At 71.4% G+C, this 12,771-nt stretch carries 8 protein-coding genes; 4 read left to right on the top strand and 4 right to left on the bottom strand.

Annotated elements, in window-relative coordinates:
* Positions 1-76: 76 nt before the first annotated feature.
* Positions 77-1,909, bottom strand: a complete 1,833-nt coding sequence (locus tag ABZW17_RS39965; protein ID WP_354826105.1) for an ABC transporter substrate-binding protein — start codon at positions 1,907-1,909, stop codon at positions 77-79.
* Positions 1,910-2,088: 179 nt separating this feature from the next.
* On the opposite strand from ABZW17_RS39965, the gene ABZW17_RS39970 reads away from it, so the two are divergent.
* Together ABZW17_RS39970 and ABZW17_RS39975 are read left to right on the top strand one after the other, a co-directional pair.
* Positions 2,089-2,916 (top strand): M55 family metallopeptidase, encoded by an 828-nt coding sequence (locus tag ABZW17_RS39970; protein WP_354826109.1) that lies wholly within the window; start codon positions 2,089-2,091, stop codon positions 2,914-2,916.
* Positions 2,909-4,216 carry a M20/M25/M40 family metallo-hydrolase gene (locus ABZW17_RS39975; protein WP_354826111.1) on the top strand — a complete coding sequence of 436 codons (1,308 nt, stop codon included), beginning with the start codon at positions 2,909-2,911 and terminating at the stop codon, positions 4,214-4,216. Before ABZW17_RS39970 ends, ABZW17_RS39975 begins: the two co-directional genes overlap by 8 nt.
* Here the strand turns inward: ABZW17_RS39975 and ABZW17_RS39980 are convergent, their stop codons facing one another.
* Positions 4,217-5,182 carry a zinc-binding dehydrogenase gene (locus ABZW17_RS39980; protein WP_354826113.1) on the bottom strand — a complete coding sequence of 322 codons (966 nt, stop codon included), beginning with the start codon at positions 5,180-5,182 and terminating at the stop codon, positions 4,217-4,219.
* A gap of 55 nt (positions 5,183-5,237) precedes the next feature.
* Here ABZW17_RS39980 and ABZW17_RS39985 point away from each other — a divergent pair, with 55 nt between their 5' ends.
* On the top strand, positions 5,238-5,993 hold the full coding sequence (locus tag ABZW17_RS39985; RefSeq protein WP_354826115.1) for a helix-turn-helix transcriptional regulator: 756 nt from the start codon (positions 5,238-5,240) through the stop codon (positions 5,991-5,993).
* Here ABZW17_RS39985 and ABZW17_RS39990 read toward each other — a convergent pair.
* Both ABZW17_RS39990 and ABZW17_RS39995 read right to left on the bottom strand, forming a co-directional pair.
* A complete protein-coding gene (locus tag ABZW17_RS39990) occupies positions 5,983-6,627 on the bottom strand; it encodes a methyltransferase domain-containing protein (protein WP_354826118.1) in 645 nt (214 codons plus the stop codon). The genes ABZW17_RS39985 and ABZW17_RS39990 overlap by 11 nt on opposite strands.
* 41 nt (positions 6,628-6,668) lie before the next feature.
* Positions 6,669-8,300, bottom strand: a complete 1,632-nt coding sequence (locus tag ABZW17_RS39995; protein ID WP_354826120.1) for a tannase/feruloyl esterase family alpha/beta hydrolase — start codon at positions 8,298-8,300, stop codon at positions 6,669-6,671.
* Positions 8,301-8,448: 148 nt separating this feature from the next.
* On the opposite strand from ABZW17_RS39995, the gene ABZW17_RS40000 reads away from it, so the two are divergent.
* Positions 8,449-12,759, top strand: coding sequence for a GH92 family glycosyl hydrolase (locus tag ABZW17_RS40000; RefSeq protein ID WP_354826123.1), 4,311 nt, complete (start codon positions 8,449-8,451; stop codon positions 12,757-12,759).
* The last annotated feature ends 12 nt before the right edge of the window (positions 12,760-12,771 follow it).

Genomic DNA, 12,771 nt, shown 5'->3' on the forward strand with positions numbered 1-12,771 from the left:
ACCGGGGGGGGCCCGCCCCCCCGGCGGGGCCCGCGGCGAGCGGCGCCCCCCGCGGCTTGTTCGGGGGCGGTCATCGTTATTCGCGGTCCTCTGATGTCTTGCCGCGGCGGCCGAGCATGACGCCGCCGCCGACGAGGACGACCACGACGACCGCGCCGAGCACGATCCACAGCACGGTGTTGCCGCTGCCGGAGTCCGCGGTGTTCGTGGTGCCGGCCGGGGTGGCACCGTAGACGCCCCAGTAGCCGGTCTGCTCGAGGATCGCGCCCTTGGGCTGCGGCTGGGTGGTGAAGCCGGAGAACTTGTCCGAGCGGTAGGCCTCGAGGGCGTTCTGGTAGTCCAGCACGATGGTCGGGACCTGGCTGTAGAGCCGGGCCTGGGCCTGCTTGACGTAGCCGGCGCGCTTGGCGTCGTCGGTTTCGGTCAGCTGCTTCTTGTAGAGGTCGTCGTAGGCGGCGTCGCAGAAGAAGGTGTCGGTGCTGCCGCCCTTGGCGTCCGGGCTGGGGCGCGCGGCGCAGGTGTGCAGCGAGAGCGCGTAGTCCGGGTCGGGGCTGGTGCCGTAGCCGCCGATGGCGAGGTCGTACTTGCCGGTGGAGGTGCGGTCGGACAGCTCGTCGTCGGAGACCAGGTCCTGCTTGACGGTGATGCCGACGTCCTTGAGCCAGCCGGTGACGTACTGGGCGACGCCCTGGTCGTAGCTGCGGTTGGCGTGCCCGGTCAGGCGCAGTTCCAGCTTCGCGCCGCCGGGGGCGGTGCGGACGCCGTCGGCGCCCTTCTTGTAGCCGGCCTGCTCGAGGGTGGTGTTGGCGGCGGCGAGGTCGAACTTGATGCGTTCGGCGTCGCTGGGGTCCCAGTGGTAGGCGGCGTAGACGGCGGGCACGACGCCGCCGCCGGCCTGGCCGAGGCCCTTGAGGACCTTGTCGACGATGGTCTTGGTGTCGACGGCCTGGGCGATGGCCTTGCGGACGTTGAGGTCCTTGAGGACCGGGTTGCCGTCCCCGATCGGGTTGTTGGCGTTGTCGGTGACGCCGAAGTTGAGCGCGAGTTCGTCGTAGCGGCGGCCCGGGGCGGCGTTGGTGGTGATGCCCTGCTGGCCCTGCAGCGCGGCGAACTGGTTGGGGTTGAGCCGGTTGATGACGTCGACTTCGCCCTGCTTGAGCGCGTTGACCGCGGCTTCGGTGTCCTTGAACTGCAGCAGCTGCAGTTCGTCGACCTTGGGGGCGCCGCGCCAGTAGTCCTTGTTGGCCTTGAACTTGACGTACTCGTTCGGCTTGTACTCGGTGACCTGGAAGGGGCCGTCGGAGACGCCGGCCACGGCAAGGCTGTCGGTCGAGGGGTCCTTGAGGTCCTTGACCGGTTCCCAGATGTGCTGGGGCACGATCGGCACGTCGAGCAGGTTCATGTTGACCTGCACGGTCTTGGTCTTGATGACGAGCGTGGTGTCGTCGGGTGCGGTGACCGTCTCGAAGTTCGCGACGTAGTTGCCGTTGGCGGTGCGGGCGTTCTCGTCGTCGAGCATCCGCTTGAACGTGTAGGCCGCGTCCTTGGCGGTCACCGGCTGCCCGTCGCTCCACTTGACGCCGCTGCGGATCTTGAACGTCCAGGTCAGCTTGTCCGCCGACGGGGTCCACGACTCGGCGAGCGCGGGCGAGGCTTCGGCTTTGGCCGCGTCCGGGACGGTGAGGAACTCGAAGGTGAACCGGCCGATCTGCGTGGACGCGGCGAGCACGGCGGTGAAGGGGTTGAGGTGGTCGATGCCGGTGGTGAGCGCGACCCGCAGCACCTTGGGCTGCTGGGCCTGCGCGGGTACGGCGAGCGGGATCGCCGCCACTGTCGCGGCCGCGACGACCGCGCCCACGCGGGCGAACCGCCCGGATCTGCGTTGGAACTGCACCGAAAACCACCCCATCGTTCGCTTGTGAGCCTCCCCGAAGACGAGAAGTAACCACATGCGGGGACAACCGCGCAATATGTTGCCGCCTCGGCAGGTGCCCGATCGTTATCGATCCTTTTGCCGTCACACCGAGTGACATCCGGAAGGAGGCATTCCGCCTCCGGGGGCGACGCGGGCTGGCTAGAGTGCCCGGCATGCGCATCCTGATCTCGGCGGACATGGAGGGCGCCACCGGCGTCACCTGGACCGACGACGTCGTGCCCGGTTCCCCGCAGTGGGACCGCTTCCGGCGGCTGTTCACCGGGGACGTCAACGCGGTGCTGGCCGGCCTGTACGCGGGCGGAGCCACCGACGTGCTGGTCAACGAGGCGCATTCGTCGCAGCGGAACCTGCTGCTGGAGGAGCTGGACGCGCGGGCTCGGATGCTGACCGGGCGGCACAAGCCGCTGTCGATGATGCAGGGCATCGACAACGGGGTGGACGGGGTGGTGTTCCTGGGCTACCACGCCGGCGCGGGGTTCGACGGGGTGCTTTCCCACACCTACCTGGAGAACCAGATCACCGGGGTGTGGCTGGACGACGTCCCGGCGAGCGAGGGGCGGCTGAACGCGGGCATGGCCGCGGAGTACGGCGTGCCTGTCCTGCTCGTTTCGGGTGACGACAAAACGTGCGACGACGCCCGTGATTACGCTCCGGAGGCGGAGCTGGTCCAGGTGAAGGAGTGCGTGAGCCGGTACGCGGCGATCTGCCTGCCCCCGGCGCGCACGGCGGAGCTGCTGATGGCCGCGGCGCGCGAGGCGATGGCCCGGGCGGGCCGGGAGCAGCGGCAGGTCCGGGCGCACCGGATCGAGGTGGAGTTCGACGCGAGCCACCTGGCGCAGGCGACGGCGGTGATCCCGACGGTGGAGCAGATCGGGACGCGCCGGGTCGGGTTCGACGCGCCGGACATGACCGAGGCGATGAAGTGCTTCAAGGTCGTGACGGCGATCGCGGGCGGGGCGGTGCAGGGCATCTATGGCTGACCGGGCCGACGTCGTCGAGCTGTGCGCGAACCTGATCCGGTTCGACACGACCAACCGCGGCAACAACGACGCCGCCCCGGAGCGGCCGGCGGCGGAGTACGTGGCCGCGTTCCTGGACGGCCTCGGCATCCCCTCGCGGATCCTCGAGGCGGCGCCCGGGCGGGCCAGCGTGATCGCGCGCGTACCGGGCACCGATCCGGCGCTGCCGGCGCTGCTGGTGCAGGGGCACCTGGACGTCGTCCCGGCGGACGCCGCGGACTGGTCGGTGCCGCCGTTCGCCGGTGAGGTGCGCGACGGGTACCTGTGGGGCCGCGGCGCGACCGACATGAAGGACTTCGTGGCGATGGTGCTGGCCGCGCTGGCCGGCGGGGTGCGGCCGCGGCGGGAGGTGGTGCTGGCGTTCGTCGCCGACGAGGAGGACCGCGGCGAGTGGGGCGCGCACTGGCTGGTCTCCGCGCATCCGGAGCTGTTCGAGGGGTGTGTGGCGGCGATCGGCGAGTCGGGTGGCTACACCTACCACGTGCCCGCCGCCGACGGCCGTGACGTGCGCCTGTACCCGGTCGGGACGGCCGAGCGCGGGACCGCGCACCTGCGCCTGACCGCGCGGGGCCGGGCCGGGCACGGCTCGCGCCCGAACGACGAGAACGCCGTGGTCCGGCTGGTGGGTGCGCTGCACCGGATCGCGTCGCACCGCTGGCCGGTGTCGCTGACCCCGGCGGTGCGGGCGTTCCTGGAGCGGACCGGCGCGGCGCTGGGCGTCCCGGTGGATCTGTCCTCTTCGGACGGGGTGGACGCGGCGGTGGCGGCGCTGGGCCCGGCGGGCGCGCTGGTGGTGCCGACGGTCCGCACCAGCACGACCCCGACGATGCTCGACGCGGGGTACAAGGTGAACGTGATCCCGTCGACGGCGTCGGCGCAGGTCGACGTGCGGGTGCTGCCGGGGACCGAGGAGTCGTTGTTCGCGGTGCTGGACGAGCTGCTCGGTGCGGGCGTGACCCGGGAGTTCGTCGCGCACCAGCCGCCGGTGCAGGCGCCGGTGGATTCCCCGTGGTTCTCCTCGATGGCGCTGGCGTTGCGGGCCGAAGATCCCGAGGCCGTGGTGGTGCCGTACTGCCTGGGCGGCGGGACGGACGCGAAGGCGTTCGCGCAGCTGGGGATCGACTGCTACGGCTTCGCGCCGTTGTGGCTGCCGAAGGGGTTCCCGTACCGGGCGATGGCGCACGGGGTGGACGAGCGGGTGCCGGTCGAGGGCCTGCGCTTCGGCACCCGCGTCCTGGCCCGGTTCCTGGAAAGCTGCTGATCAGGGCAGCACGACGAGTTTTCCGGTGGCCTGGTCGTCTTCCATGTACCGGTGGGCGTCGGCGATGTCGTCGAGCGGGAACACCCGGTCGAGGTGCGGCCGGTACGTGCCCGCCTCGACTTCGGTGACGATCCGCTGCAGCACGTCGGTCGCGCCGGCGTGGTCGTTGCTGTGGAAGGCCGTGAGCTTGGTGCCGGAGGGGATCTTCGCGATCGGTTCGAAGTCCGGGACGAGCCAGCCGCTGAGGGAGCCGGCCACGCAGACCGTGCCGCCGCGGCGGACCCGGCGCAGGGAGTCCACCGCCGTGCGGGCGCCGACGAGGTCGAGGACCCAGTCCGGGCCGCCGGGCCACAGCTGCGGCAGGCCGGTGAGCGGGCCGCCGTCGTCGAGCAGGACGTGGCCGGTCAGCGCGCGGGCCTTGGCCGGCCGGCGGGTGGTGGCGGCGACTTCCAGGCCGTGGCCGTTCGCGATGGCGGCGGCGGCCAGGCCGACCGAGGACGTGCCGCCGCGGATGAGCAGCCGGCCGGTGCTGCCGGGGCCGATCCCGAGCGCGTCGAGCGCGCCCTGGGCGGTCAGGTACGTCTCGGGCAGCGCGGCGAAGACTTCCGGGGCCAGCGTGGTGGTCACCGGCATCAGCAGCGGGTTGGGCAGCAGGGCGTATTCGGCGTAGCCGCCGTCGAAGGCCCGGCCCATCTCCCCCATCACCGCCGCGACGGTCGTCCCTTCGGGCAGCCGGGGGTCGGTGGCGGCGGCCACGATCCCGGTGCACTCGATGCCGAGCACGCGCGGGAACCGCACGGCCGGGGAGTGGCCCTGGCGGGTCCGCAGTTCCGACCGGTTCAGGCCGGCACCGGTGATCCGCACCAGACTCCAGCCCTCGCGGACCGCCGGGATCGGCACCTCGTGGATTTCCAGCACGTCCGGGCCGCCGGCCCGGACGCACACCGCCGCACGCATCGTCTTCATGCGTCTCACTCTCGCCGGGGCGGGCGGTGGCCGACCACCGGTAAACTGCCACACTATGCCCGATGGCCGCCAACCCGTGTCGCGGATCTGGCCGTCCGGCGGGGCGCACCTGTGGCCGCCGGGCGGCGCCAGCGACGCCGACGCTCACGAACGCGGACACCTGGTCTACGCGGCGAGCGGTGTGCTGTCGGTGCACACCGAGCGGGGGACGTCGATCGTGCCGGCCAACCGGGTGGCCTGGACGCCGGCCGGGTTCGTCCACCGGCACCGGGCGCACGGCCACACCGACATGCGGATCGTGTTCCTGCCGGCGGCCCTGGCCCGGCTCGTGCCCGCCCACCCGGCGGTGTTCACCGCGTCCGGTCTCGCCCGTGAGGTGCTGCTGGCCCTGACCGGCCCGCGCGAGTACGACCGCGCCGCGAGCGCACGGCTGCGCCGGGTGCTGGTCGACGAACTGCGCGAGGCGCCCGAGCAGCCGCTGCAGCTGCCGGAACCCCGAGACGACCGGCTGCGCGCCCTGGCGCGGGTGCTCTACGAGAAGCCCGGGGACACCACGTCACTGGCGGAGCTCGGGCAGCGGGTCGGGGCCAGCGCCCGGACGCTGAGCCGGTTGTTCCGCGCCGAGCTGGGCATGACGTTCCACGAGTGGCGCACGCAGCTGCGCGTCCACCACGCCCTGGTCCTGCTCGCCGACGGGCACGACACGGCGCACGTGGCGCGCGCGTGCGGGTGGGCGAACCCGAGCCACTTCATCGCGGCGTTCGCGGCCGTGGTCGGGACGACGCCCGGCCGGCACCGGGCTAACGGGTGAAGGTGGCCCAGTAACGGGCGCCGTCGCGGACGGTGTCCAGGCTCACCAGGCGGACGCCGTCCTGGGCGACGGACTCGACCTCCTCGCGGCTGAACGGCCACGGGGGGCTCTGCCAGGTGGCCATGTCCATGTTCTCCTCGGCCACCTCGCACACGATGGCCGTGCCGCCCGGGGCGAGGAAGGAGGCCAGCGATTTCAGGGCCGCTGGCCGGAAGTCGCGGGGCATGGCCTGGATGTTCATGACCTCCACGACCAGGTCGAACGCGCGGGCCCAGGCCGGCGGCGGGTTCAGCAGGTCCGCGACCACGTAGTCCACTGTGGACTCCGGGAACCGGGCGCGGGCGGCGGCCACCGCGGTCGGGGCGACGTCGAAGCCGGTCACCGCCCAGCCGTGGGCGGCGAGCAGTTCCGGGTCGTCGCCCAGTGCGCTGCCCACCACCAGGGCGCGGCGGCCTTCGCCGGGGTGTCCGGCGGCCCAGGCGGTCAGGTCGATGCCCGGTTTGCCGCGGGTCCACGGGACTTCGGCGTCGCCGCGGGCGGCGGCGGTGTAGAGCTGGTCGAACCAGCCGGTCGGGTTGCCTTCGGCGAGGGAGGCGCGGGCGAGTACGCGGTCGGCGGGTTCCGGCGTCGTCATGATCGCGACTTTAGCGACGACGCCGGACCCGCGAGGCCGGTTTACGGTGCTACCGGTCCCGGGATGGCGTAGAGCTGGTCACCGGCCCAGTGGACGACGTCGTGCGGGGGTGTCAGCGGCGGTGCGGGCCGGAAGTTGGCGGCGTCGTCGACGCTGCCGGTGCCGTCGTAGACCGCGTGTTGCGGGTAGGCGAACACCGGCCGGGTGCGGGTGACCTGGCCGCCGGCGTCGCGGCCGGTGGCGGTCACGCGCGTGGGCGTGGTGCCGCGTTCGACCCAGGCGACCAGTTCGCGCAGCGGGTCGAACTCGGTGAGGGTGGTACCGCCGCCGCAGTGGTAGAGCGACGGGACCATGAACAGCCGCACGGAGTCCTGCGGGCGGCCGTGGGTGAGGCGCTGGTAGTAGTCGAGGGTGCCGGTGGGCGGGATGGCTTCGTCGGCCCAGCCGTGCCAGAGCACGAGCTTGCCGCCGCGCCGCTGGAACGCCGACAGGTCGGTGCTCAGCGCGTTGTAGCGGACGCCGACCGGGGTGAGGCGGTCGAAGTCGCGGCGGGTGAAGGTGAACGTGTCGACGGTGGAGGCCGGGGCGCCGATCGGGTAGCCGAGGTAGCGCAGGTAGTTGTCGGCGAGGCTGCGGGCGAAGGCGACACCGCCGGTTTCCGGGGTGGGGATGATCCAGCCGGCCCAGGACAGTTCGGAGCCGGGCTGCTGGCCGCCGGGGTAGAGCAGCGTGGCGTGGGCGTCGGTGGGCGGGGAGTACAGCTTGCGGGTCGCGGTGACCTGGGCCGGGGTGAGGCAGGCCGGGGTGTCGGGTCCGGGACAGGTGAGCGTGGCCGGGTCGAAGCGGCAGGCGCGGGGGTCGTCGAGCTGGCCGTCGGCGAGCCCGTCGAGGCGGTCGCAGGCGGCCAGGACGGCGTTGTGCAGGGCGGGCAGTTTCGCGGCGGTGAGGATCGGGGTGCCGTCGGCGGCGGTGTTCGCCCGGGCGAGCCACGTCTGGTACTCGCCGAGCAGCGGGCTCCAGTCGTTGGCCGGGGCGCCGGCGACGATGCCGTCGAAGTCGGCCGGGTAGCGCTGGGCGAGCTGGAGGGCTTCGCGGCCGCCGTCGGAGCAGCCGGTGAAGTAGGACTTGCGCGGCGGTGCGCCGTAGAACGCCTGGATGACGGCTTTGGACGCGCGGGAGACGACGTGGGGTGCGCGGTATTCGAAGTCGGTGCGCGCGGCCTGGTCGTTCGCGCCCCAGCTGCCGTCGTCGACGACGGCGGGGGTTTTGCCGACGTGCCCGTCGTCGGTGGCGGCGACCGCGACGTCGCCGCCGTGGGGCAGGCCGCAGTCGGCGAACTCGGGCGGGTTGACCAGGCCGCAGAAGCCGCCGCAGCCGTACTGCAGGTAGCGCCCGGCGTAGGTCCTGGTGGGCAGGCGCAGTGCGAAGTGGACGGCGGGTTCGACGTAGCCGGCCACGCCGCAGTATTCGGGGTCGGTGCCGGTGGCGGCGACGACGGCGGCCGAGGTGACGTGCGTGGTGGCGCCCGGGAGGGTGAATCCGCGGACGAGGGCGGCGCAGGTGGTCACCGGCCGGACGGCGGTCTCGGTCGCGGCGGTGGCCGTGGCCGGGGTGAACGTGGTGGTGGCCAGGGTGAGTGCGGCGGCGGTGGTGAGGATCTTCAGTGGTCTCATCGGTCCCCCGTTTTCGGCGTTGTCTGTTTTTGGCCAGGTTTGCCGGGCGGTCTTGACATCGATGTCACCCGCGCGTTTCCCTTCGTTGGCGCCGCCGGTCCCCGCCTGCGCGGCGCTGCTGAATCCGCCCTCCGAGCTTGGAGCAACGATGCCCCGAAGCGCCAGACCGCCGGTCGCTTTCCTGGTGACCGCCGCTGTGGTCGCCGCCGGCCTGGTCGCCCTCCCCGCGGCCTCGTCCGCCGCCGAAGACGCCCTGCCCGCCGATTTCTCGTCCTCGTTCGAGCCCGGTGACGTCCAGCCGACCTGGACCGACACCGTCGACACCGACGCCGCCGGCAAGCCGCGCGCCTACGGCGTCAACGGCGCGAACGGCACCGCCATCCCGGGCGACATCCGCGGCAAGGTCACCGAGACCAGCGCCAGCAGCGAGAACACCGACGGCGGCGAGGTGGTCTCGAACCTCGTCGACGGCACCACCGACACCAAGTGGCTGTCGTGGGACCCCACCGCGTGGGCGCAGATCACGCTCTCGGAGCCGACGTCGATCACGCACTACGCGATCTCCTCGGCCAACGACTTCGACGAGCGCGACCCGAAGGACTGGACGCTGCAGGGCTCGAACGACGCGAGCAGCTGGACGGACCTGGACAAGCAGACCGGCCAGGCGTTCACCGCGCGGTTCCAGCAGAAGGACTACAAGCTCGCCGCCCCGAGCGCGGCGTACAAGTACTACCGGCTCGACGTCACGCGCAACAACGGCGGCCCGATCCTGCAGCTGTCGGAGCTGCTGCTGGCCAACGACGACCCGGCCCCGCCGCCGCTGCCGAACATGCGCAGCTTCGTCGACTCCGGCCCGACCAGCGGCTACACGAACAAGAACCGCGTCGGCTTCACCGGCATGAAGGCCTTCCGCTACTCCGGCAGCCAGACCGCCACCGGGCACGGCTGGTCCTACAACAAGATCTTCGACGTCAACGTGCCGGTCGTCGCCTCGACCGAGCTGTCGTACAAGGTGCAGCCGCAGTTCATCACCGGCGACCTGAAGTACCCGAGCACCAACGTCGCGATCGACCTGGCCTTCACCGACGGCACCTACCTGCGCAACCTCGGCGCGACCGACCAGTACGGCTTCCCGCTGACCCCGGAGGGCCAGGGCGCTTCGAAGGTGCTCTACGCCAACCAGTGGAACCTGGTGCGCTCGGCGATCGGGCAGGTCGCCAAGGGCAAGACGATCGACCGGATCCTGGTCGGCTACGACAACCCGAACGGCCCCGGCTCGCTGCAGGGCTGGCTCGACGACGTGAAGGTGTCGGCGACGCCGACCCCGCCGGCGAGCACCCGCCCGAGTGACAACGTGGTCACGACCCGGGGCACGATGGCCAACAGCACCTTCTCCCGCGGCAACAACTTCCCGGCCACCGCGGTGCCGCACGGGTTCAACTTCTGGACCCCGGTCACCGACGCCGGCTCGGGAAGCTGGCTCTACAACTACAGCACCCAGAACAACGCCCAGAACCTGCCGCAGCTGCAGGCGTTCAGCGTCAGCCACGAGCCGAGCCCGTGGATGGGTGACCGGCAGGCGTTCCAGGTGATGCCGTCCGCGGCCGCCGGGGTGCCCGACGCCAACCGCGACAAGCGCGCGCTGCCGTTCAAGCACAGCGACGAGGTCGCGCGGGCGCACTACTACGGCGTCCAGTTCCAGAACGGGATCCGGACCGAGATCGCGCCGACCGACCACGCGGCGATGATGAAGTTCTCGTTCCCGGGCACGGACTCGAGCCTGATCTTCGACAGCGTCAACAACTCCGCCGGGCTCACGCTCGACACCGCGACCGGGACGCTTTCGGGCTACACCGACACCGGCGTGTACGCCGGGGCGGGCCGGATGTTCGTCTACGCGACGTTCGACAAGCCGGTCACCGCGGGCGGCAAGCTGACCGGGCAGGGCCGGGACAACGTCACCGGCTACCTGCGGTTCGACGCAGGCGCCGACAAGACCGTGAACATGCGGATCGCGACGTCGCTGATCAGCGTCGAGCAGGCGAAGAAGAACCTGGCGATGGAGATCGCCCCGGCGGCGACCTTCGACTCGGTGCGTGACGCGGCGCAGAAGGCGTGGGACGACCAGCTGAAGGTGATCGAGGTCGAGGGCGCGTCGAAGGACCAGCTCACGACGCTCTACTCGAACCTGTACCGGCTGTTCCTGTACCCGAACTCGCAGTTCGAGAACACCGGCACGGCGCAGAAGGCGGCGTACAAGTACGCGAGCCCCGTGTCGCCGAAGGCCGGCGCGGACACCGCGACCCAGACCGGGTCGAAGGTGGTCGACGGCCAGATGTACGTCAACAACGGCTTCTGGGACACCTACCGCACGACGTGGCCGGCGTACTCGCTGCTCACGCCGGACATGGCCGGGAAGATGGTCGACGGGTTCGTGCAGCAGTACCGCGACGGCGGCTGGATCGCGCGCTGGTCCTCCCCCGGCTACGCGGACCTGATGACCGGCACCAGCTCGGACGTCGCGTTCGCCGACGCCTACCTCAAGGGCGTCAAGAACTTCGACGTGAAGTCGGCCTACGACGCGGCGGTCAAGAACGCCACGGTCACCCCGCCGAACTCCGCGGTCGGCCGCAAGGGCCTGGACCAGGGCATCTTCCTCGGCTACACGCCCAACACCGCCAGCGAGGGCTTCTCGTGGGCGATCGAGGGCTACGTCAACGACTTCGGCATCGCGAACCTGTCGAAGAAGCTGGCCGAGGAAGCGGCGCCGAACGACCCGAAGAAGGCGGAGTACCAGGAGAACTACGAGTACTTCACCAGCCGCGCCCAGCAGTACGTGAACCTGTTCGACCCGAGCGTCGGGTTCTTCCAGGGCAAGGACGCCAACGGGAAGTTCACCAAGACCAAGGACCAGTACGACCCGCGCTCGTGGGGCGGGGACTACACCGAGACCGACGGCTGGGGCATGGCGTTCACCGTGCCGCAGGACGGTCAGGGCCTGGCGAACCTCTACGGCGGCAAGGCCGGCCTGGCGACCAAGCTGGACGCGTTCTTCGCCGACCAGGAGACCGCCAACTACCCCGGCTCGTACGGCGGCGTGATCCACGAGATGCGGGAGGCGCGGGACGTGCGGATGGGCCAGTACGGCCACTCCAACCAGCCGGCGCACCACCTGCTCTACATGTACGACTACGCCGGTCAGCCCTCGAAGACGCAGGCGAAGGTCCGTGAGGCCCTCTCGCGGCTCTACAACGGCGCCGAGATCGGCCAGGGCTACGCCGGCGACGAGGACAACGGCGAGATGTCCGCGTGGTACATCTTCAGCGCGCTCGGCTTCTACCCGCTGCAGATGGGCAGCCCGAACTACGCGATCGGGTCGCCGCTGTTCAAGAAGGCCACCATCCACCTGGCCGGCGGCAAGGACCTGGTGATCAACGCGCCGAAGAACAGCGCGAAGAACGTCTACGTCCAGGGCGTGAAGGTCAACGGCAAGGCGTACTCCTCCACGTCGCTGCCGCAGGACGTCATCGCCCGCGGCGGGACGATCGACTTCGACATGGGCCCGAACCCCTCGAACTGGGGCACCGGCCCGAACGACGCGCCGAAGTCGATCACCACGGGCGACGCGGTGGCGACGCCGCTGCACGACGAGACCGGACCGGGCAAGGGCACGCTGTCCACTTCGGACGGCTCCGACGCCGGCGCGCTGCTCGACAACACCTCGCGCACCCAGGCCGCCGTCACCGGCGCCCTCGAGTACCAGCTGAACTCGACCGACGAGGCCGTCACGCACTACACGCTGACGTCCCAGACCGGTGCGGGCGACCCGAAGAGCTGGGTGCTGAAGGGCTCCTACGACGGCAAGACGTGGGCGGTGGCCGACAAGCAGGAGAACCAGGCGTTCACCTGGCGGCAGCAGACCCGCGCGTTCAAGGTCGCCGACCCGGCGCACTACGCCTACTACAAGCTCGAAGTGACCGCGACCAGCACCGGCGCCCCGGCGCAGCTGGCCGAGTTCGAGCTGCTGGGCAAGCCGGACGCGTCCTGCACGAAGACGATCACGGGCGCGTCCGACGGCCCGCTGTCGGTGACGAGCGGGACCGTGTGCCTGCAGGACGCGACGGTGTCCGGCCCGGTCACCGTGTCCGGCGGCGCGTCGCTGGTCGTCCGCGGCGGTTCGATCAAGGGACCGCTGTCGGCCACCGGCGCGGGCCAGGTGGTGCTGAACCGCACGAAGGTCGGCGGCCCGGTGGCGATCACCGGCACGAGCGGGGTGGTGTCGGTCGAGCTGACCGACATCGGCGGCCCGGTCGCGCTGACCGGCAACCACGGGCCGGTGCTGACGTCGAGCACCATCGCGGGCCCGCTGGCGTGCGCGGTCAACACCCCGGCCCCGACCGACCACGACCTGCCCAACACGGTTCGTGGCCCGGTCGCCGGGCAGTGCGCGAAGATCTGATCCCGCAGTAGC

The sequence above is a fragment of the Amycolatopsis sp. NPDC004625 genome (genome assembly GCF_040609695.1).
In the GTDB taxonomy this organism is placed as follows: domain Bacteria; phylum Actinomycetota; class Actinomycetes; order Mycobacteriales; family Pseudonocardiaceae; genus Amycolatopsis.

Coding starts and splice junctions, on each gene's coding strand:
- ABZW17_RS39965 (WP_354826105.1), bottom strand. CDS start 1,909: ATGGGGTGGTTTTCGGTGCAGTTCCAACGCAGATCCGGGCGGTTCGCC.
- ABZW17_RS39970 (WP_354826109.1), top strand. CDS start 2,089: ATGCGCATCCTGATCTCGGCGGACATGGAGGGCGCCACCGGCGTCACC.
- ABZW17_RS39975 (WP_354826111.1), top strand. CDS start 2,909: ATGGCTGACCGGGCCGACGTCGTCGAGCTGTGCGCGAACCTGATCCGG.
- ABZW17_RS39980 (WP_354826113.1), bottom strand. CDS start 5,182: ATGAAGACGATGCGTGCGGCGGTGTGCGTCCGGGCCGGCGGCCCGGAC.
- ABZW17_RS39985 (WP_354826115.1), top strand. CDS start 5,238: ATGCCCGATGGCCGCCAACCCGTGTCGCGGATCTGGCCGTCCGGCGGG.
- ABZW17_RS39990 (WP_354826118.1), bottom strand. CDS start 6,627: ATGACGACGCCGGAACCCGCCGACCGCGTACTCGCCCGCGCCTCCCTC.
- ABZW17_RS39995 (WP_354826120.1), bottom strand. CDS start 8,300: ATGAGACCACTGAAGATCCTCACCACCGCCGCCGCACTCACCCTGGCC.
- ABZW17_RS40000 (WP_354826123.1), top strand. CDS start 8,449: ATGCCCCGAAGCGCCAGACCGCCGGTCGCTTTCCTGGTGACCGCCGCT.